At 45.6% G+C, this 19,531-nt stretch carries 21 protein-coding genes and 3 pseudogenes; 14 read left to right on the top strand and 10 right to left on the bottom strand.

What is annotated here, in order from left to right; translation table 11 throughout:
- Positions 1-8: 8 nt before the first annotated feature.
- The 9 genes from B5V81_RS01355 to B5V81_RS01320 form a co-directional block, all read right to left on the bottom strand.
- Positions 9-593: a hypothetical protein gene (locus B5V81_RS01355; RefSeq protein ID WP_212111470.1), complete on the bottom strand. Its 585-nt coding sequence runs from the start codon at positions 591-593 to the stop codon at positions 9-11.
- Between the two features lie 18 nt (positions 594-611).
- Positions 612-1,502: an ATP-binding protein gene (locus B5V81_RS01350; protein ID WP_244979332.1), complete on the bottom strand. Its 891-nt coding sequence runs from the start codon at positions 1,500-1,502 to the stop codon at positions 612-614.
- The gene (locus B5V81_RS01345) at positions 1,499-1,792 is read right to left on the bottom strand and encodes a hypothetical protein (protein WP_212111469.1); all 294 of its coding nucleotides are present in this window, start codon (positions 1,790-1,792) and stop codon (positions 1,499-1,501) included. The genes B5V81_RS01350 and B5V81_RS01345 overlap by 4 nt, the downstream gene beginning before the upstream one ends.
- A 191-nt stretch (positions 1,793-1,983) precedes the next feature.
- Complete coding sequence (locus B5V81_RS01340; protein WP_212111467.1) at positions 1,984-2,532, bottom strand: sigma-70 family RNA polymerase sigma factor; 549 nt, start codon at positions 2,530-2,532, stop codon at positions 1,984-1,986.
- Between the two features lie 230 nt (positions 2,533-2,762).
- Complete coding sequence (locus B5V81_RS01335) at positions 2,763-2,987, bottom strand: hypothetical protein (protein ID WP_212111465.1); 225 nt, start codon at positions 2,985-2,987, stop codon at positions 2,763-2,765.
- A 147-nt stretch (positions 2,988-3,134) separates the two neighbouring features.
- On the bottom strand, positions 3,135-3,632 hold the full coding sequence (locus B5V81_RS08720; protein WP_244979331.1) for a recombinase zinc ribbon domain-containing protein: 498 nt from the start codon (positions 3,630-3,632) through the stop codon (positions 3,135-3,137).
- A 56-nt stretch (positions 3,633-3,688) separates the two neighbouring features.
- Positions 3,689-4,507, bottom strand: coding sequence for a recombinase family protein (locus tag B5V81_RS08715; RefSeq protein WP_244979330.1), 819 nt, complete (start codon positions 4,505-4,507; stop codon positions 3,689-3,691).
- Between the two features lie 8 nt (positions 4,508-4,515).
- Positions 4,516-4,971 (bottom strand): DUF2924 domain-containing protein, encoded by a 456-nt coding sequence (locus B5V81_RS01325; protein ID WP_212111457.1) that lies wholly within the window; start codon positions 4,969-4,971, stop codon positions 4,516-4,518.
- Positions 4,964-5,164, bottom strand: coding sequence for a hypothetical protein (locus tag B5V81_RS01320; RefSeq protein ID WP_212111455.1), 201 nt, complete (start codon positions 5,162-5,164; stop codon positions 4,964-4,966). The genes B5V81_RS01325 and B5V81_RS01320 overlap by 8 nt, the downstream gene beginning before the upstream one ends.
- A gap of 163 nt (positions 5,165-5,327) precedes the next feature.
- Between B5V81_RS01320 and lexA the strand changes: the two are divergent.
- From lexA to B5V81_RS01305, 3 genes and pseudogenes are all read left to right on the top strand, one after another.
- Positions 5,328-5,982: pseudogene (gene lexA, locus B5V81_RS01315) on the top strand (transcriptional repressor LexA).
- Positions 5,975-7,153 (top strand): hypothetical protein, encoded by a 1,179-nt coding sequence (locus B5V81_RS01310; protein ID WP_212111451.1) that lies wholly within the window; start codon positions 5,975-5,977, stop codon positions 7,151-7,153. The pseudogene lexA and the gene B5V81_RS01310 overlap by 8 nt, the downstream one beginning before the upstream one ends.
- Positions 7,154-7,171: 18 nt before the next feature.
- Positions 7,172-8,227, top strand: coding sequence for a hypothetical protein (locus B5V81_RS01305; protein ID WP_212111449.1), 1,056 nt, complete (start codon positions 7,172-7,174; stop codon positions 8,225-8,227).
- A gap of 524 nt (positions 8,228-8,751) precedes the next feature.
- Here B5V81_RS01305 and B5V81_RS01300 read toward each other — a convergent pair.
- Positions 8,752-9,282 carry a helix-turn-helix domain-containing protein gene (locus B5V81_RS01300; RefSeq protein ID WP_212111447.1) on the bottom strand — a complete coding sequence of 177 codons (531 nt, stop codon included), beginning with the start codon at positions 9,280-9,282 and terminating at the stop codon, positions 8,752-8,754.
- Between the two features lie 153 nt (positions 9,283-9,435).
- On the opposite strand from B5V81_RS01300, the gene B5V81_RS01295 reads away from it, so the two are divergent.
- The 11 genes and pseudogenes from B5V81_RS01295 to B5V81_RS08710 all read left to right on the top strand — a co-directional run.
- Entirely contained in the window at positions 9,436-9,729 is a 294-nt protein-coding gene (locus B5V81_RS01295) for a helix-turn-helix domain-containing protein (protein WP_212111443.1), read from the top strand.
- A gap of 176 nt (positions 9,730-9,905) precedes the next feature.
- The gene (locus B5V81_RS01290) at positions 9,906-10,304 is read left to right on the top strand and encodes a hypothetical protein (RefSeq protein WP_212111897.1); all 399 of its coding nucleotides are present in this window, start codon (positions 9,906-9,908) and stop codon (positions 10,302-10,304) included.
- Positions 10,304-11,242, top strand: coding sequence for a ParB/RepB/Spo0J family partition protein (locus B5V81_RS01285; protein WP_212111895.1), 939 nt, complete (start codon positions 10,304-10,306; stop codon positions 11,240-11,242). The genes B5V81_RS01290 and B5V81_RS01285 overlap by 1 nt, the downstream gene beginning before the upstream one ends.
- Positions 11,239-11,697: a hypothetical protein gene (locus B5V81_RS01280; protein WP_212111441.1), complete on the top strand. Its 459-nt coding sequence runs from the start codon at positions 11,239-11,241 to the stop codon at positions 11,695-11,697. Before B5V81_RS01285 ends, B5V81_RS01280 begins: the two co-directional genes overlap by 4 nt.
- The gene (locus tag B5V81_RS01275; protein WP_212111434.1) at positions 11,694-13,712 is read left to right on the top strand and encodes a transposase domain-containing protein; all 2,019 of its coding nucleotides are present in this window, start codon (positions 11,694-11,696) and stop codon (positions 13,710-13,712) included. Before B5V81_RS01280 ends, B5V81_RS01275 begins: the two co-directional genes overlap by 4 nt.
- An 18-nt stretch (positions 13,713-13,730) precedes the next feature.
- Positions 13,731-15,005, top strand: coding sequence for a Bgr_08870 family protein (locus B5V81_RS01270; protein ID WP_212111432.1), 1,275 nt, complete (start codon positions 13,731-13,733; stop codon positions 15,003-15,005).
- Positions 15,006-15,207: 202 nt separating this feature from the next.
- Positions 15,208-16,497, top strand: coding sequence for a phage tail sheath C-terminal domain-containing protein (locus tag B5V81_RS01265; RefSeq protein ID WP_212111430.1), 1,290 nt, complete (start codon positions 15,208-15,210; stop codon positions 16,495-16,497).
- A pseudogene (locus tag B5V81_RS01260) lies at positions 16,494-17,013 on the top strand (phage major tail tube protein). Before B5V81_RS01265 ends, B5V81_RS01260 begins: the two are co-directional and overlap by 4 nt.
- 9 nt (positions 17,014-17,022) lie before the next feature.
- Positions 17,023-17,436: a hypothetical protein gene (locus B5V81_RS01255; RefSeq protein WP_212111428.1), complete on the top strand. Its 414-nt coding sequence runs from the start codon at positions 17,023-17,025 to the stop codon at positions 17,434-17,436.
- A gap of 131 nt (positions 17,437-17,567) precedes the next feature.
- Complete coding sequence (locus B5V81_RS01250) at positions 17,568-19,289, top strand: phage tail tape measure protein (protein ID WP_244979328.1); 1,722 nt, start codon at positions 17,568-17,570, stop codon at positions 19,287-19,289.
- Positions 19,286-19,531 (top strand): annotated as a pseudogene (locus tag B5V81_RS08710) (phage tail tape measure protein); the annotation flags it as partial. The gene B5V81_RS01250 and the pseudogene B5V81_RS08710, both read left to right, overlap by 4 nt.

The raw sequence follows: 19,531 nt of genomic DNA, 5'->3' as shown, positions 1-19,531 counted from the left end.
CCCCCCGATCATTGTGTCCATGATGGTAAGTTATTGGCAGAACTCGTGAACTGATTTGTGCTGGACTGGAGCGTAGAAGTTGCACCAGTGATAGCGCCCATCAGGGAAGGGTATTCCTTATTGTCTGGTGTAACAGCCAATTTGATGATATTTTTGTCGTGCTCATTTGGATCTTTCTCAACATCAATACGGGCTACAAACTCGACACCGTCCAAATCACCAAGGCTATTGATCCGGCGAGCAGTCTGGGCCACTGGCGAATTGTCCTTGTTGAACACGTCGCGAGAGGAGTTCAAAATCCCCTTGATAAAGGCGCGACCAATATTGGCCCAGTCCGGTCCTTTGGTACTGTAAAGCCCGATCAGGCTCCAGATTTTGCGGCGAGCATATTTGCCTTCCAGCACCACAAACTCACAGTTCAAATAGACGGCACCTGTGGTGTTGCTACGCGTTGCCCAGCCACCCGTCCAGCCTTGTGATGCATCATCATGGCCACCGGGCTTGATGGTCATACGGACCTTAGCCAGCGTTCCTTTGGGGATGACATCAAATTCACGTTGATCATCTGCACTATTAAAATCATTCCAACTCATTCTTGTCCTCTTTGTGTTTCAAAGTTTCTGGGAAATTGAGGAGCTGTTGTCAGGCACGCTCTGTTCAATGGAGAAAGTGAGCCGTTCAGCAGCAGGCTTGGCTTTGCCCGAAATTTTCTGCATGAGACGCCCGAGATGGGGCTCTTCCATCAAATCAAGTCGACCAGAGCTATCTTTGGCCGGATATCCAGAACTATTAATGGTGTGGCAGATAAAGGAGCGGAATGACTTATTTTCCGGGCTTGTCATCTCGGCCATGGTAATGACCTGATCGACAATGCCTGGAAGCTCTAATGCGGTCTTGCTGCCTTCAATTTTCGGCTGGAAGAAACGGCGATTAAAATCGTCGATCTTTTCGTCTAAGATACCAACAAACCAGATATTCTTGCCGCTTGTGTGCTGTAGATGCGTCAGCCATGCGATCATTTCATGACCATGCAGGCCGTAAGCGCCGCGCGTATCAGCTTTGCCAGTCTTGTCTGAAAATGCTTGTGGCTGGCCCTTGCACCAATTAAAACACAAGCGCCCGGCCACGGTAATACTGTCGATGAAGATCGTGTCGTATTTGTCAAGTGCACTGTTATTTGGATTATTGGTATCACCGTATTTGGCTGTGACGGCATCATAATGCGCCTGGCTGTAAGGTTGGTCATCACGCAAGGCCGGGTTAGAGCCGCCAATGAAGACAGCAATGTCCCGGCAATCTTGCCATGTGCGCGGACGAATAGTATCGCCTTGCCATCCTTCAATGGTCAGATCACCAGCTTCAAAATCAAAGAACAGGGTCTTTTCAGCGAGAAGCGTCCAAAGGAGCGAGGTTTTACCGATACCGCTTTTGCCGAATATGCACCCTTTAATGCCCTTGGTTTCTTTCAAACGTTCATCAGCTGAGATGATAGGGAGGCTCATTGGGTACCTCCTTTACGGGAGAGTGCATCGACAATATTTTCAGCGCCTAATGCTCCTTTGGAGCGTGCTTCTGTGTAAAGCTCTCGGATGGCAGACAGGCGTTTATAAATGGCGCTTTGCTCTTTATCCAAAGCCTGTGCGGCAAAGACCAAATCATCTAGAGTGGCCTCAGAGATAGGTTTGATTGTGTCTTCTTCTATGGTACCAAGCGCCAGGATTTGAATAAATGCCGGGACATATTTGGCGTAGTGTCTGTATTGAATCAGCTTTTGAAATGATGGCTTAAACATGGAATCTCCTTGGTATCAACTGTAAAATTTGCTCTTTGGTCGTATCGGCTCTAGCTGTCGGGTTCTGACGCCGCCCAAAGAGCAAAGCGGTCCCGGTATTTCCTGCTCAGGTCTTGTATTTCCGTGAAAACCCGACATGTTTTTGCCTTCAAAGAGTTATTTACCGAGAAGGCTCAAAAACTGTCGGCAGTTCAGTGCAGATATTCGGCAAAATCACCTTTTTCCAGCGATGCGCGAAGTTTGGATAGCGTCCCGTAGAGCGTTGAGCGTGGGGTTTTGGTTTTGCGTGATATTTCACTGATGCTGAGCGTTCGCAGATCAACCAGCAGCAACACGAAATGCGGCGGCATCTGCTGAACAGCTCGTTCAAGATCGATTTGAAGGTCATGGCTTGTCAGGTCTTCAGTTGCAGGATCAGGCAAAGCGTTGTCTTCGCCGTCTCCATCCTCAAGCCATGTGTCGAGTGAAAACTCAGCAAGGCCGGTCCCACGCTTTTGGGCGCAGGCTGTTTCAATCAAGCAGGCACATTTGTGGTTGAAGATACGGTCAATAAAGGTCGACCATTTTGCTTTTTCGGGATTATAAGCCTGCTTGCGGGATAAATAATCCAGCATCAGTTCTTGCTCGAGATCCTCGACTTCTACGCCATGAATAGCAGAGTGTCGTATTAGTCTGTGTGCGTGATAGCGGACTTGTTTTACGATATAAGGGTGGATACCTGCATAATTATTTTTACTCATTGTTTTCATCCCAGTTGAGGTTAACCGCCCGCGAAGCGTTCATTGGGGCGGGTCAACTGGGATTGGTGAAAACTCACTGGAGGTCCTGAAAATCGGTGCGTTACTCAAGGCGCAAAAACAAAAAGCCCCGCAAATGCAGGGCTTTGGTGGGTGCATATTTTTTGAAAAAAATTCAGGGCGTTTGATGAAATTTCACCGAGGCAAGATTAAGTAAATCCAAAATGCTTTAATTATTCGTCCCAAAGATCGGGAAATGGGGTTTGCATGTCTTGCAAGCCCAACTGGCGTGGCTGAGTGCCATCTAAAATCTCTTTTTTGATCTGTGGCGCGAGTTGATTGAGGCGCAGTATCCACGACATATAAGAGGCATTGATTTTGCGCTGTTTCGACATGTCATCAATAGATTTATAACGTCCAGTATGAAGTAAATTTTGCCAGTAATAGGCTTTGGCCAAAGTTGTTATGAGCGCCTCATCGGGCTTAGATGTTTCTTGATGCTAGATCATCTGATGACCTTTAGACAAAATGATCATTTTTTTGCCGCCATATTTTTTTGATCTGCATGGGTACACGGATTGAAATAATATTATTAGGCATCCTCTTTACGCATTTATCCATGCCTTCCCCTCCAGTTTTGGGGATGCAATTCCCTCTAATCGCTTGTCTTGTCCAGCTAATTCCCAAGCTAAATTATCGATAGCGGCAGTCCTAATGCGAATGTCGACAAACTCATAATTGACGATGATTTTTTCAATTATCAACTCAAGAATACGTTGTTTTTCAGCTGGATATAGTTCTCGCCAGAGCGGGATAAGATCATGCAAATGGCTATAAACCTCACGCTCGGTTATCGTCTTGCTATCTTTTTGTGCCTCTCTCCATGTCTCCATGATCATCTCTGGTGAGCTAAAAACGATTTGAAGTTGCGACAAAATCAAGGCTTCTATTTCATTGGCACTAACATTGCGAATTTCACAATTAGGATTGACTCCCTTGCGGTAATGCTCACAGCTGTAATAGCGATAAAGCCGGCCGACTTTTTTACGCGTATGGCTAGGCACAAGAGAGCATCCACATTCGCCGCATTTTAAAAGCCCCATTAAAATTGCCTTGCTTTTTTGTCTGATGATCGCGCCTCGATTGATGGTGTTTTCTTTCATGATAGCGCGGACTTTATTCCAGGTATCGATATCGATAATGGCTGGATGGCGATCTTCGTAGATTTGTCTTTATGCTTGATCTTGCCGATATAGATAGGGTTTTGCAAAATCTTATGGAGGGCACCTTTATCCAATGCTGTGCCACCTATGATGCGGCTATTTTTAGCCGTACGCTGCTTGCTCAATACGCCCATGTCTGGTAGCATCTTCACCATTTGCGTCGGTGATTTTGTCATCAAAAACAGGTTGAATATTTTACGTATACCTTCAGCCTCATTCGGCTCAATAACCAGCTCGCGGTTTTTTACCACATAGCCCATGAGCGTAACGCCTCCCATCCAAATACCTTTGCGTTTAGAAGCCGCCAATTTATCGCGAATACGCTCACCAATCACTTCGCGTTCAAATTGGGCAAAGCTAAGTAGAATATTCAGCGTTAATCGGCCCATTGATGTGGTGGTGTTGAATTGCTGGGTAACAGAAACAAAGGATACTTTGTGCTCGTCAAAAAGATCAATCAATTTGGCAAAATCAGCCAAGGAGCGCGATAAACGATCAACCTTATACACAACAACCGTATCAATCAGGCCGCTTTTAATGTCATTCATCAGACGTTTTAAAGCTGGGCGATCCATATTCCCATCCGTAAAGCCACCATCGTCATAGTAATCTTGAAGCTGGACCCCACCTTCATGCTTTTGTGAGGCTATATAGGACTCACAAGCCTCACGTTGGGCATCAAGACTATTGAATTCCATGTTCAAGCCTTCTTCTGTGGATTTGCGCGTATAAATCGCGCAGCGTTTTTTCGGCATAGTTGTGCTCAATGTTTACCTCCTTGGGCTTTGTTGTTTAATCCAAAGAAGGCAGGCCCTGACCAGTTGCTGCCTGTGATGGCCAGCGCAACTTTTGACAGGTTTTTGTATAGGCAGCCTGCATATTCATAGCCTTCGTCTAAAATAGTGACCTGATATTCGATACCCTTATATTCCCGAACCAGTTTACTACCAGGGATAGGGCGTTGATATTGTACCTTTTGTTTTTGCTTGGTTTTTTTACCTGATCCAAATAAATCATTGGCGTGTTGTTCAATCTGCTTCTCAATCTGCTGGTCAATACCGTAAGCAAGTTCTTGCAGGCGATAAGCTAGCTTGCGGACGATGTGGTTTTTATTGCCGCTGGGTGGTTCATCATTATACACCTGCCTCCACAATGTTTTTAGATCTGCTAGCGGCATATTAGGAAGTGCTGCTACACGCGCCAGAAGTGTTTTATCCATCTGTTTCTCCTTGTTTTTCGTCCTGAGCATGAACGCTTCGAAAATCCCTGAAGTCCAGTGAATTAGAGAGGTTTGCTGGTTCAAATTGACTTTTCAGGCGTAGCTTGTGGCGCAAGATGCCAAGTGCTAGCAAACGTGCCACTTTGCTGCGGCGATCTTGTTCATTTATTAGGCTTGGGGAAAGTGAAGACATGGCGAACTTCCTTGAGAATTATTGCATCGTTTAAGGAGTTACTTACTGAAATGACTTGAAAACTGTCGGCTTAGTCCATGCTATTGTATTGGATTAAATTAGGTTTGTGAAAAGAATAAGGCTAATTTATATTAGGTTATGAATCAAAATTGAAAGTACACTTATGGAGCAACTGACAAACGCACAGAATACGCTGTTACAGGCCATTGAGCGCCTGAAACATGCCATGGGGATGTCGCCCACGGTACAAGAGCTTGCTGCGGAATTGAGTATGAAAGCACCCAGTGTGTTTGAAGGGCTGAAACGGCTGGAAGACAAAGGCTATATTCGCAGACAGGCAAGAAAGGCGCGCTTCATCAAAATCCTTCACACACAAACATCCTCTAAACTGAACATGAGGGCTATTCCTGTTTTGGGGATGGTCGCGGCCAGCCAACCCATTCTTGCTCTTGAAAACCAGATTGGGCAATTCATGGTGTCTGTTCATATTCTGCGCGTAAAATGCTTTGTGCTCAAAGTACAAGGCGACAGCATGATTGACGTTGATATTTTCGAAGGAGATTACGTGGTCGTGCGCCAGCAACCGATTGCCGAAAACAAAGATATTGTGGTGGCTATGATCGGTGAAGGTCACTGTAAAGCGGCTGAGCATTGAAGGAGAGCATATTGAGCTGCGCCCTGAAAATAAGAAACTAAAACCCATCATTATTGGACAACAAGATGAACTTACAATAATTGGGAAGGTCTTATACGTCTGCTCGGATGCTGATACCGAGACCCTCCTAGATGACCCCCAAGAAGGAGAACCAAATGAGTAGCTATAAGTTACGACGTTTTGCCCAAGCTGATGTTTTGAAAAAGATTCAACAAGATAATCTGCTTACTTTTCTTAAGCGATATGAAACCTACCTAACTGGGCGCGGATTCAGCTTTGAACTGAATGAGGATAATGAGCTGAATTTTGAAACACTTTGCCAAGTTCTGATGAATCCATCTGAGGAGATGAATATTGAGTTCGTGGAGGCCTTATTCTTCATTGAGGAAATGTCCGATGATGATCATTTTGAAGAGCTGAGCGAACAGGCTGAAGCCAATCATATTGACACGCATGAAAATTCAACTGCAGCCGATTTGGCATTGGCGCTATGGCTACATGATCCTGAACTTTTAAAGCGCCCTCATGCGGAAGCGATGATCCTAAAACCAAAGTCATTCATGTATTTCCAGTCAGAACACAAATCCCCGAACACGTTTACTCTTCCAAAACCTGAAACTATACGAAGGCTAGAAGCGGATATGGATGCATGGTTTTTGAAAAATAAACGCGGCACTGGCTGTCGTATTTTGCCTGTCAGCGCACAGGACGAAGACAAGACATATTTCCTAATCCGTCATGGCATGCCGTTTAAACGTGAGGGTAAGATTGAATCCGGAAAATCCAAGATGATTTTTTATCGACCAGAGTTTCATGATGTGATCGTCTATGACCGCGCTAACAATGAGTTGGCGGTTTTTAATAAGTCTGGTTCTAAGAAAGAGCGTACTATGTATTTGGATTTGTTCAGCCAGCATCTCTTCAATCAAGCTGGATATTTCTCCGGTGTAGAAAAATATACATTGCAGCCACTGATCGATAATGGCGTTGATGCTTTGACTTGTGCCGATATTGATGGACTAGAAGATGTAAAATTGGTGGAAACTCAGCACCAGTTTATGGGACCTTATAATGATAGGAAAACACTGCGTTCAAACGATATTTTTGCCTCTTTAGCCTCAAGAGATCGTGAGTTTCCAAATTCGGGGCGGCTTGTCTCTGCTACTTTTTTGTTGAAATTTGAAAATGCTAAGCGTCCGCGCATGGTCAAGGTACGAACACCCAATGTGGCTAATTTTGATCGTAAGGAAGATTCTCACCTGATTGAAACTTGGCTGCGCAAGCGTGGCTTTGTGAATGAGCAGAAAGAAGAAAGATATAGCATGCAGCCGTAACGCAGCAGGAGAACTATGATGTCGGATCAAGCGCAGCCATGGCATAAACTTACAGAGCTTTCTGGGGGAAAGGGTGTAAAATCTGAATGGTTAGGTTTTCCAGAAGAATTTCTTGCACTCACCAGTAGCCAAGCCTCTGCTGTTCCTTGTGGTAAACAGTACGGCTGTTACATGAATGTCGTGTGGCATGGGCCAAGCGATATTGTCGGCATCTGCACATCAGATACCAAGCAATGCAACCGCCGCACGCTCAAAAAATCAGAACTGGCGATTTATCGCATTGATCATAAAAAACTGGCGACCAAGATTGCCGCCGCCATTGGCTTTGCTGAGCAAGTTGAGCAGATTAAAGACCAGAGAGGCCTTTGGAAATTTGGCGTGCTGAATCCTCAAGCTGAATACAGATTTCCCGTTTATTGTTTCTTAGGGAAAACAGCTTCACAGCTTGATAAAGTTATCAATCAACTTTGCATGGGCGAGTCGCGATTCTTACTCATTGCAGCGACCGATACTCTCATCAGCGACGCCAGCGCTCAGGCAAGTAGCAGACATAAATCCAAGCTCATCAGCATAGATGATGTGCTTGCCATTGATGCTGCAGGCAAAGTCACGGCGAAAGATAGTGCTCAAACTATCCTATCCATTTGGCTGGAAACGGTGTTGCCAAAATCTGCCAAGCCGGGTTCGGAGTATCAATTCCCAACACCCGCAGGCCTAACGTGGGAACAGTTTGTATTCGAATTTACTGCAACAGAAATGTTATTAGTATCATGCGGACAGATTCAAAAACGACTGGAACCTGAGCATCTGAAGATGAAAGATCAACGGTCTGGGAAAAGGACGAACCAGTGGACGATATTATTGATTCTCGCAAAAACCGGGGGGAGTCTCTCGTGGCAGGATAAAGATGCAGACGATAAGCTAAAAAAGCATAAGCAGGAGTTGGCGAACAAGCTAAAACAAACCTTTGGCCTTTCCGAAGACCCGCTTCCATGGTCGCGCAAAGAGAATTGCTATAAAGCCCGCTTCACCATTCGTGCAGATGATAATGTACTACGCCAGCTCACTGGTTGACAATAACAGCCATAAACTTAAACAAACCGGTCAATTGCTAGTTCCTTGATTTCTCATGACTATGTAGTTTGACAGTATGTTTTGCATTAAGTGGGAAGAGGTGGGATTAGTTAGGAATAGGTGATAATTTGTTGTTTTTATGCATAAAATTTAGCATTAAATGCGCGTTTTGTCAAAATAGATTTTGACACCTAAAATGATCAAAGAATGCGAAAAATGGTAAAAAGCGCGTTTTCATGGTAAAAGTGAGAGAAAGCTTTGAAAGGTCTTTGAAAATCCTTTGAAGATTTTTAAAAAGTCTGTGAAAGCCCAGAAAACCGCCTTTGAAGACCCTTTGAAAAAAATCAATCCAAAAGTTCAATCGACTCCAAAATCAACCCAAAATGACCTAAAAAGCAAAAAAGATTTTCACCTATTGATGATTATCTATTTTTAGAGGCAATATATAATTGTAAATCAAATAGTTATGTAATTTTTCTAATGTAAAAAGATTTTCATATCGATTTTTCATATTTAAAGGGGCATTAAGCCGTATCTTGTGTAGTTTCTAGATGTGCACTTTCAGCCTCGATTTGACGCTTTAAATGCAATTTTAAAAGAGGCAAAGTAAGTTCTACTTCTTCTGGGTCGTTGATGTTTTGAACAAGCTCTTGTAACTTTTTATAAAGCTCTGCCGCTAATTCCGCTATATCTTCAGGGGGGAGTTTTATATTTGCATCGCGATAGGTTGTATAAGCTATGCGACCGAGTTTTTTCATCAATCCAGTAGGAATGGTAGGCGCTTTAAAACCAGCAGCTTTCGCTTTTGCCATGTCACTAAACATCTCACCTTCACCCGTAACGAGCCAATCTAAGGATATTCCACAACGATTTTTATATATTCGCATTATAGATGCAGGGGGTTCTTGCAAACCCGTTTCATAATTACGCATAGTCGTTTCGGGAATATCAAAATGTTTAGCAAATTGCTTACGCTCTGCAAAACCAAGGGTGTGCCGTATTTCACGTAATCGTTTTGCTAGTTCTGTTTTAGGTTCTTTTTCAGGGCGTGCCAAAAAAAATCACTCCAAATGCTTTTTCGGTATTTATAAAAGCCGAATTTGGCATTATATCTCATATTACCGCCCGATATTGAGGGCAGATATTCTACAATTAATCCCACAAAAAACGGATGGTTTGAGCATCCGTTTAAAGCAGGAGCGAAACTTATGACAACCACCCAAAAATGGGATCGCCATAGTATTTTAGCCGAGCTACGCCGCCGTAACATGACCTTGGCGGAGCTTGCGAAAGCGTATCAACTCTCCTCATCCAGCGTTCAACATATCTGGACACGGTCTAACGAGAAAGCCGAGCGTGCTATTGCCGACTTTATCGGTTTGCCCGTCGAGCAAGTTTTCTCCGACCGCTACCCCAAAAGTCGCCGTCGTATTTTTAAAGCAGCAAAACACGCTCATACGGATTCGATAAAGCATTCCACATTGCGTGGTAACGCTGCTTAAAAATTGTGTTGGCTTTGCGTGTGTCATACGCATTTGCCATGAATTTATTACCATAAGATGAAAAGGTTTATCAATGTCTAAAGATCAATACGAAATAGGCAAGATAAATTGCATAGCGTTGTGTCATGGGGCAGCCGTTATAGGTGGTGATCAGATTAGCTTTATCGGGGGTGGTTATGGTTGCTGCTTATAATTTATGGACGCCCGAGGCAAAAAGAGAAATTCTTAATCCTTATTCAGAAGCTGAACGTTTGGAAGCCATGCTTGCCTGTTCTTTTAGAGCGGTGAATGGTGGCTTTAGGCATCTGCCGATCCGCTTTATTATAGATCCGCCGCATGGCTTATTTGATGCGATGTTGGCGCGGCAAATTGCCATTCATATTTTGCATTATCAGTTTGGAGTGCTGCGGCGGCGTATTGTTGCCATACAAGCACGGCAGCGGACTTCTATATCTTTGTCTCTCCAAGCGGTTAATCGACGTTTAATGGAACCAGTTTTTGCTAAAACCTATTACAAGTGGGCAAAGCGTGCGCAGGATCTCTTTTTAAGAGAGATCAGAAAGGCGGGGGCGTGATGGCACAGTTTCAAGAGATTGCTTTAGATTTGATTGTTGTGCCGGAGCGTATACGCCCTGTGGATGATGAGCATGCCAAGGCACTTGCACAATCGATGGCGCGGGAGGGATTGATGAATCCGAGTACGGTGCGCCATACCCCCAATGCTAAGGAAGGCAATTACACGCTGATTGCTGGTGCGCATCGGCTTCGTGCTGCGGAGCTTTTAGGCTATAGCGAAATTGATGCGGTTGTGGTGCAAGCGGATAAGGATAATGCTGCGCTTTTAGAGGTTGCGGAAAACCTCTTTCGCAATGAATTGTCAGTAATTGATCGCGCTTTGTTTGTCCAGACCTACCGTGAATTGTGGGAAAAGAAGTATGGGGAAATTAAACGTGGTGGGGATCACGGTAATCAATATACAAAGGACAAAGTGGCAAAGGTGCAACTTGCACCTTTGCCAAAAGATGGTTCTTCAGAGCACAATGAAACTGGGTGTGAAGGGGACAAAGTGGCAAAGGGTAAAGTTTACCCTTTGCCAAATGAAGGTGACTTGAATGGCAAAATGCAAAATTTGCACTTTGCCAAACATGTAGCAGATCGCATTGGTTTCTCTCAAGATGTCGTGAAACGTCTCAACTGTATTTCCAAGTATTTACAGCCGGAGTTGCGGGCGGTTTTGCGTGGGACGGCATTGGCAGATAATCAAGCGCAATTGTTGAAGCTTGCGAAGATGGAGCCGGTTTCGCAACGGCGGGTGGCGATTGCTTTGCAACAGGTTGAGGGGGATTTACGGCGGGCTGTTGATTTGGTCAAAGGGGTTAATACGCCACCGCAAATCAATGAACAGGAACGGATTTTTGCCCAATTGTTGGGGGTATGGCAGAGAGCGGATGCGCAAACACGGGCGCGGTTTTGTGCGTATTTGGAAAAGCAACCGGTGGAGGAGCAAGCATGAAGACGCGTGGTTCTCAACAGCTTGATTTTTTTCAAAAGCCGGTTTTTCCTTGTCGTGAACCGGTTGCGCGGATTGATTTGGTGCGGTTTCGCTCACGCATTAAGCGTGCGATGGCACGGGCTTTGAGAGAATGCCGGCATGAGCGCAGTGTGATAGCGGAGCGTATGGCGCATTATTTAGGGATTGCTTGTTTAAGTAAGGCGAGTTTGGATGCGTATGTGGCAGAAAGTAAGCAGGTTGATATTTCTCTGCCGCGTTTTAAAGCCTTTGTGCGGGCAACAGAAGCCTATTGGCTTTGGGATGAGGTTGTGAGTGAAGATGGATTGTTGCTGTTGCAAGGGGATGAGGCGCGTTTAGCAGAGATTGCGCGTCTCCAGCAGGAACAGCGTGAGATTGCAGCGCGCTTGAAAGCCATGCGTGCAACACCAGTGCAAATTAAACGGGGGCAGCCATGAAGGAATGGTTTACTATTGCTGAATTGGCAGAGGCGGCTTTGCCAAGGTTGCCGTCGACCTATAAAAGTCTTGAAAACCATGGACGGGCATATTGGAGAAAAAATGCTGAGCTTTCAAGGAAAGTGGGAGGCAAAACGAAGCCGGTTTGGGAGTATCACATTTCCTTATTACCGGAAGTTGCACGGACGGCATTGATAGTGCGCTGTGGTGGGGTGTGTGTTGCGCAACAAAGTCAAGGTGAGAAAAAAGCTGAGCAAAGTGATCAAAAGACAAGTGTTTGGGTGCGTTATGAAGGGCTTTCAAAGGCGCATAAAAGACGTTGTGAAGAGCGTTTGAAGGCACTTTGTTCTCTGGATGATTTGCTCCAAGCTGGTATGGGTGTGCATGATGCGGCAAGTTTGTGCGCGGTGCAATTTGGCGTGAGTTACAGATCACTTTTTCATTGGCGGCAGATGGTGGAAGGGTATGAGCGCACTGATTGGTTGGCGGCTTTAGCACCTTGTTATGGTGAGGAGCGTTTGTCCCAATGGGCTGAGTGTCATGAGGGGGCATGGGAGGTTTTGTGTTCGGATTACTTGCGTTCGTCCCGCCCTGCTTTTTCGGCCTGTTATCGACGCATGGTGATGGTGGCACGTGAGAAAGGGTGGGAGCCCATTCCTTCAGAGCGGGCTTTGCGGCGCCGTTTTAAAGCGCAAATTTCCAAAGCAGTTGTGGTGTTGGCGCGTGAGGGTGAGGAAAAGGCAAAGAAGCTTTATCCGGCACAACGGCGTGATCGCAGTGCACTGCATGCTTTGCAAGCGGTGAATATGGACGGGCATAAGCTGGATGTTTTTGTGAGCGTTCCGTGGAGCTCAAAGCCCGTGCGGCTTTATTTGATAGCGATACAAGATCTTTATTCGGGCAAGATTTTATCGTGGCGCTTGTCGGATGCGGAGAGTTGGGAAATCGTACGTTTGGTGATTGGTGATATGGTGGAGGCTTATGGGATACCGGAGCGCATGACCTTGGATAATGGGCGTGCTTTTACCAGCAAGTGGATTTCTGGGGGTGTGCAAAACCGCTTTCGCTTTAAAATTAAGCCGGATGATCCGCAGGGGCTTTTGACGAGTTTGGGTGTGCAATTGCAATGGACGACCCCTTATAGTGGACAGTCAAAACCGATTGAGCGAGCATGGCGTGATTTGGCAGAGGCGATTTCGAAGCATCCTTTTTGTGCGGGGGCTTATACGGGCAATAAACCGGATGCTAAACCTGAAGACTATGGAAAACGTGCGATAGAATTTAAAGCGTTTAAAGCCCATGTTGGCGCGCAGATTGTGGCGCATAATGGGCAAGCAGGGCGCAAGGCGCTGACATGTGCGGGGCGTAGTTTTGATGAGACTTTTGCAGAAAGTTTGACCGCAGAGGGGACGATTATTCGGCAAGCAACGCCGGCACAGCGTGCTTTATGGCTTTTAACCTCCGAGGCATTGCGTACACAAAAGGGCACGGGGGAGATTCATTTTTATGGCAATCGTTATTGGGCGCGGGCGTTAAATGAGTATGCGGGGAAGAAGGTGATTGTGCGCTTTGATCCAGATCATTTGCACCAAGATTTACGGGTTTATGATTTGAACAATCGGTTGCTTTGCATAGCACCCTGTCTTGCGGATGTGGGCTTTTATGACCAGCAGGCAGCGCGTTTGAATGGGCGTTTGCGTAAAGAATATGTGAAGGCAGTTAAAGCCGAAAAACAGTTGGCAGCAAAGCTTGCGCCTGATCACTTGGCTGATGTTTATGGACGCCTTGAGAAAAAGGATGATGGTTCAACATCTAAGTCTGTTGTCAAGCCAAAGGTTAGCCGCTTGATGCCAAACCATGTGGGGAATTTAGCTTTGAAAGCCAAGAGTTGTGAAAATTTAGGGGATGAAGAAGCTTTGGACGCTCGAGAATTTAGTCAACATTTGCACAAAGCTTTAAGACGGCTTTCTGCCTCTGATGAGGGGCGTGAAGTGATAAAGTTTCCTAAACGATAGGAAAGGAAAGGGGGGGATTTGCAAGAATTCCCAATCTTGCGCGAGAACTTGGGCAAACTTGACCAAGCACTTTTGGTTGTTGAGGAAAAGATAGACGAAAAGGCGCCTTTACACCACACGCATACCATAAGCGAAATCACAGATCTAGAAAGCACTCTCAATGGCAAAATGGCAGCGGATAAAACCTTCACTTTTGCTGATTTAAACGATATCGAGGGGGCAAAAGATGCCGCCAACAATTATGTTCTCTATAAATCAAGTAACAATAATTTTACTTTTGGCAGTGCTGTCTCACTGTTAGGCGCGCACCAACATAAAACCGAAGATATCGTGGGGCTTGATGACTTTAGAGCTAAGATCAATGAAGATCTGACCAGCTATGGGCGCCTCACAAGCCCAAATGAATGGAAAAATTACAATAAATTTACCAGCAAAGTCACGATGAGTGGTGGCTTAGAACTTTTGGGTAATTCTCCGTTTAGCCTCATTCATAATGGTGAAACGGTGACAAGTTTAAGCGCAAATGGAAGCACGTTGAAAGGACCGCTTAAAGTGGAGGGTGATCTTGTTTATACGAAAACGCAAGTAGATGAAGCCATCTTGGCAGAAATAAAGAGGCTTAAAAAGGATTTGACCGATAAAATCACGAATTGGCCTGCACTTGCTGATGCTGAATTGCTCTATACGCAGGATGGGAAAGTTCAATGGCCCGATTGGGTAACAGATAACACAAAAGTTGAAATCCAAGCTTGGGGTGGTGGCGGCGGTGGCGGTTGCAGCGTGTGGTATGGCTATAAAGCCAGTTTAAATGGTCATGAGGATATCATCGTTGGTAAAGGGGGAGCTTCTGTTGCCTCGCGCCGTGCAACAGGTAATTCTGGAGGAACAACAACCGTTGGAAAGAATTTTATTACCGCTACAGGAGGAGATGGTGGTAGTGGTGGCTATAACTATACCCCAAGGGGTGGTTATACTTCCTTCTATTCAGGCTCTGGTGGTACTGGAGGTACAGGTGGAAACTTTGGCTTGGCAACAGATGAAAATCTAGGGCTTTCTAAAGGCGGAAATGGTTATGCTGGAACAAGCGGAATTACGAGCAAGACAAGCGGTAATGGGGGTGATGCTGGGGGCGATACATCAAGGGGTGGCTCTGGAGGAATAGGACAAGGTTCCTATAGTTCAGGAAAAGCAGGGCGTGGTTTTGGTGGTGGAGGAGCTGGTGCTCACTCTGATTCTTCTCCAAGTGGTGCTGGAGCGGATGGTGCTGTCCTTATAAGATTGTGGAAAGAATGAATATCTTATGCAGGTATAAAAAACAATGATACACTTTAAACGGACAATTGTTGTGAAATACTTAAGTTTATAATAGGCTTTTTTAAAAGATCTTTTAAAACCTTTTTCAAAGCCCTTTTAAAGGGCTTTTTTGACTGACAGTGTCAGGCTTATGAGAGGGCGCTCTTGTTGTTATTGTTTCTTCATTGATTTGGAGAGCAAAATGGCAATAGAATTTAATCATGGTATCCGCCTTGTTGAGGACGGTCAAGCATCTCGACCTTTAGAGATGTTTAGCCAAACCGCCCTTGGGGCGGTTGTTACAGCCCCTGATGCGGATGCAGGAACCTATCCCCTTAACGAGCCCGTGTTGGTCTTCACCCATGAGGCAGACAAAATCCAAAAGCTTGGGACACGAGGCACAGCCCTTGATGTTATCAATGCAGTGCGCGCGCAAGGGATCGAGGCACAAGTGATCCTTGTGCGGGTGGAAGAAAAGTCAACCATTGCTGAGACACAAGCTGAAATGGTGGGATCCAATACGGCGTTGACTGGTGTGCATGCCTTGGCTCATGCGCGGGGGCATTTGGGTGTGGAACCTGGAATTCTCTTAGCACCGGCTTATAGTGTGGGGCGGATTGATAATGGCAAAAACCCTGTGGCAGATGCTTTGGAACAGGTGGCAGAAAAGCTAAAAGCTATTGCTGTGTTTGATACGGGGGGTAAAAATACGCAAGAAAGCCTTGCCTATCGTGCAGATTTTTCCTCACGCTTTTGTTATCTGATTGATCCCTTTGTACGGGTAGCAAATGGTGATGGGGGTGTGAGTATAAAACCCGCAAGTCATTTTGTGGCAGCTATGTTTATCAAACGTGACAAGCAAAGGGGTGGTGTTTTCTGGTCTCCCTCCAACCAAGATGTGCATGGCATTTTAGGCACCGCACGCCCCATTAGCTACTTTGATGGGGAAATTGATCATGAGGCTAACCGTCTCAATAAAGCCGATATTGCCACCTTTATTCCCGCCCGCCTTAGCCAAAATGGGCATGGTACAATGGCTGCCAATGGACGTATTTTATGGGGCAATCATACCACCTCCAGTGATCCACTCTGGCGTTTTGTCAATGTGGTGCGCACCCGTGGGGCACTGGAAAAAACCATCATTAACAATTTACGCCCTTTTGCCAATGATGAGAATCTCACCGGTCAACATGTTATTGCCATTACCCGCTCTTTGACCAGCTTTCTTGATGATATGATTGCGCGCGGTGCGCTGCTTGGTGGGCGGGTTTGGTTTGATCGTGATTTAAATTCAAACAGCAATTTACAACTGGGCAAGTTGCGGGTGGAATTTGATGCAGAAGAAGTGCCCCCTCTCGAAGATTTAAGCTTTGGCAGTCGGCGCAACGGGGCTTACTTTAATCGGCTGGCGCAAGATATCCAAAAGAAAATGACCTATGCCTTTGGTGATACGCTAGAGGGTTATCGCAAAGCAGCAAGGAGTGACATATGACTTTAAGAATTGTTCGCGGGTATACCCTGATTGTTGATGATGATGTCAATCTCCATCTTGATCTTGAAACCCTCAAATTGCCTACGTTAGAAGAAATCACCGAAACCTATCAACCGGGGGGCTCTGATATGCAAATTGATGTGAGCGGTCTTGGTGTCAAAGCCTTAAATTTGCAAATGAAAATCCGCAGCCACACCCCTGAGGTCATCGGTATCTTTGGTGGTCCTCCTGGTTTTCGTCATAAATTTACCGGCAAAAAACATGTGGTGTCTGAAGAAGACGGGCGCGAGCATGAACATTCCATTGATGTGACAGGGCGATTGGTCAAGGTGGATAGCGAAGGCTTAACGGCTGGAAAGGCCACAGGCTATGATTGCGAGATCAAAAATATTTGGGACTATACGGAATTTTGGGATGGTTCTGTTTTACACCGCTTTTCTTTTAAAACGGGGTGGTTGGCTTGTGCGCAATGGACAAGAGATCGGTGAACGGCGCCGCTCTATTCTCAATTTATAGGAATTGATCATGACAAGTTTACAAACAAGTGTTGAGGTGGAATTGCAGGTTCCCCTTGTTTATCAAGACAAGGATGGCAAAGAATTGACACGGCACAAATTGACCTTTTATCGCCCAAACTTCAAGCAAGCACGCCAATTAGCCGTGTTGATTGGACCGCAGTTGGCAAAGCTTGTTCTGCCTGGCTTAGAAGAGGATAAAACAACATTGAGCAATGATGTGCTCATTCTTAAAGTTTGTGAGGCATTGCTTCCCCATGAGGCGATGGAAGGAATAGCTGTGCTTTTAGCCGATATGTCTCATGAATCTGTTGAACTCATTAATCGTCTTGATGTTATCGATATTGTTGCGGTGTTGAAGGCTTTTTTTGCTTTTTTTCCCACACGCCAATCCTCTCTGCCAGACAATTTGGAGCAGAACTAGCCCTTTATTATCACTGGGCGCCTTCAGAGATTAACCAGATGGATTGGCTTGATGTGATTGCTTATCGAGAAGAACTCGCGCGCCTTAAAGCTCAAGAATATGAAAGCCAAATGTTAGGATAAGATGCAATCATGGATGTTTCCCTTGTTGTGCGTTTTGTTAATCATCTGCAAGAGGGGATCGCTTCTGCTAAGCGAGATCTAAAAGCCTTTAGTAGCGATGTGGCGCATTTCCAACAACAAACACGAAAGCATTTTAAAGGGTGGTTTGACCCTGAGCATTTGAGCGAAGCAACAGTCCATGCAGAAAATGCTTTTCACCATGCGCGTGGGCGTATGGTGGGGGCGATTGCGCAAACCGCAACCTTAATTGCCCCTCTTTATAAAGCCATGCAATTTGATCAATCAATGAAAGGCTTGGAAAAGGTTCTGGATGCCCCCCTTGATCGTTTAAAAGAATTGCGCCGTTTTGCTTTGGAAACCTCTACAAAAATCCCTTTGGCAGCCCGTGAAGTTTTAGAATTGATGACCAGTGCCAGCCAAGCAGGCATTGGTGAACAAGATCTCGAGGCTTTTAGCATTTATGCTGCCAAAGCAGCTGTTGCTTTTGATATGACGGGTGATCAGATTGGGGAACGCTTTGCCAAATTGCGCAATGTCTTTAAGCTTAATCAGGAAGGTATTGAAGATCTAGGGGATGCGATCAATCATCTCTCCAACCACATGGCAGCAAAGGCAAGTGAGGTGTCTGATTTTACCAATCGTGCCACCGGTGCTGCCACCATGTTTAAGCTGACAGCGCGTGAAACCGCAGCCTTTGGTACAGCGATGATTTCTGCTGGGATTGTACCAGAGAGTGCGGCGCGTGGTTTTAATACGATGAGTGCCCGTATTCAAGCAGGGGGTAAACATATTGAAGATGCTTTTACCAATATTGGGCTTTCCCGTCAGAAATTTATAGAAGATTTGGAGAAGGATGCCACCGGTACCTTGGTGCGCTTTTTTAATGTGTTGGGCAAATCCAAACAAGGGATGCGCTCATTGATTGCCATTGCAGGGCGGGAGTTTACCGGCGATTTTGCCAAATTGGTGGGTAACCCCCAATTGTTAGGGCAAGCTTTAAATTATATCAAAGATCCACAAGTCTTTAAAGGCTCTGTGGAACAAGAGGCAGACAAACAAGCAACCGGTGCCATGCGGCAATTTGAACTGTTGCAAAATCGCATTGTGGCTTTGGGGATCACCATTGGTGAAGTCTTGTTGCCCCATGTGAACAGTCTCATGGCGAGTGTTGGGGGATTTGTTAATGGACTTATGGCATGGGCGAATGCTCATCCTGTTTTAACCGGTGTGATCATCAAAACCATTGCCGCCCTTATGGCTTTTAATATTGCTTTGCGGGTTGTACGTTTTACCATGGCGGGAACCCGCCTTGGGCTTCTTCAATTGATGGCTTCTTTTATCAAGATGGGGTCTGTTAGCCGCACGCTAAAAGCAAGTTGGCGAGGATTAGTCGCTTCAGGGCGCTTATTTCCTCTGTTGTGGGGGGGATTTTTACCCCGATTGGGGCGGTCATTGCTGCTGTTGTGGCTGTCATTCTTGCTGCTGGTTTTGTTTTGTGGAAATATTGGGATCGTTTTTCTTCTTTTGTCAAAGGCTTTGCACGGGGGATCATACAGGCTTTTGGGCGTGCCTTTGAAGCCGTCATGCGTTTTTTTGGTGCTGATACCACTACCATCACCCGATGGAAAAACATCATTGCTGCTGCTTTTGATCTCTCTTCCCATTGGCAAAAGTTCAAACAAGGACTTTCCTCTGTTGCCCAAAGCTTTTCCAACTTTTGGCAATGGTTGAAGCGTTTTTTTACCCGCGAAAAGCTCACAGAGAGTGCCAAGGCTGGTATGGAACAAGCCGGCGAAGATCTGGCTAATCGGATTGTCGATGGCTTTATGTCGTCCATCTCACAATTGATGAATTATTGTAAATCGTTGCCTCACCGCATTAAGGGGTGGATTGGTTCCATTGATGTCAGAGAGTTTTTGCCAAGTTTTTTAGGAGGAAAAACAGCAATTCAGCCCATAGCACAATTTGCGGGG

Origin of the sequence: Bartonella queenslandensis, assembly GCF_018155095.1 — a bacterium.
In the GTDB taxonomy this organism is placed as follows: Bacteria; Pseudomonadota; Alphaproteobacteria; order Rhizobiales; family Rhizobiaceae; genus Bartonella; species Bartonella queenslandensis_B.
Note: the sequence above shows the minus strand (reverse complement) of the source record. Positions and strands in the feature narration are given on the sequence as shown.

Coding starts and splice junctions, on each gene's coding strand:
- B5V81_RS01355 (WP_212111470.1), bottom strand. CDS start 593: ATGAGTTGGAATGATTTTAATAGTGCAGATGATCAACGTGAATTTGAT.
- B5V81_RS01350 (WP_244979332.1), bottom strand. CDS start 1,502: ATGAGCCTCCCTATCATCTCAGCTGATGAACGTTTGAAAGAAACCAAG.
- B5V81_RS01345 (WP_212111469.1), bottom strand. CDS start 1,792: ATGTTTAAGCCATCATTTCAAAAGCTGATTCAATACAGACACTACGCC.
- B5V81_RS01340 (WP_212111467.1), bottom strand. CDS start 2,532: ATGAGTAAAAATAATTATGCAGGTATCCACCCTTATATCGTAAAACAA.
- B5V81_RS08720 (WP_244979331.1), bottom strand. CDS start 3,632: ATGGGGCTTTTAAAATGCGGCGAATGTGGATGCTCTCTTGTGCCTAGC.
- B5V81_RS08715 (WP_244979330.1), bottom strand. CDS start 4,507: ATGCCGAAAAAACGCTGCGCGATTTATACGCGCAAATCCACAGAAGAA.
- B5V81_RS01325 (WP_212111457.1), bottom strand. CDS start 4,971: ATGGATAAAACACTTCTGGCGCGTGTAGCAGCACTTCCTAATATGCCG.
- B5V81_RS01320 (WP_212111455.1), bottom strand. CDS start 5,164: ATGTCTTCACTTTCCCCAAGCCTAATAAATGAACAAGATCGCCGCAGC.
- B5V81_RS01310 (WP_212111451.1), top strand. CDS start 5,975: ATGAGTAGCTATAAGTTACGACGTTTTGCCCAAGCTGATGTTTTGAAA.
- B5V81_RS01305 (WP_212111449.1), top strand. CDS start 7,172: ATGTCGGATCAAGCGCAGCCATGGCATAAACTTACAGAGCTTTCTGGG.
- B5V81_RS01295 (WP_212111443.1), top strand. CDS start 9,436: ATGACAACCACCCAAAAATGGGATCGCCATAGTATTTTAGCCGAGCTA.
- B5V81_RS01290 (WP_212111897.1), top strand. CDS start 9,906: ATGGTTGCTGCTTATAATTTATGGACGCCCGAGGCAAAAAGAGAAATT.
- B5V81_RS01285 (WP_212111895.1), top strand. CDS start 10,304: ATGGCACAGTTTCAAGAGATTGCTTTAGATTTGATTGTTGTGCCGGAG.
- B5V81_RS01280 (WP_212111441.1), top strand. CDS start 11,239: ATGAAGACGCGTGGTTCTCAACAGCTTGATTTTTTTCAAAAGCCGGTT.
- B5V81_RS01275 (WP_212111434.1), top strand. CDS start 11,694: ATGAAGGAATGGTTTACTATTGCTGAATTGGCAGAGGCGGCTTTGCCA.
- B5V81_RS01265 (WP_212111430.1), top strand. CDS start 15,208: ATGGCAATAGAATTTAATCATGGTATCCGCCTTGTTGAGGACGGTCAA.
- B5V81_RS01255 (WP_212111428.1), top strand. CDS start 17,023: ATGACAAGTTTACAAACAAGTGTTGAGGTGGAATTGCAGGTTCCCCTT.
- B5V81_RS01250 (WP_244979328.1), top strand. CDS start 17,568: ATGGATGTTTCCCTTGTTGTGCGTTTTGTTAATCATCTGCAAGAGGGG.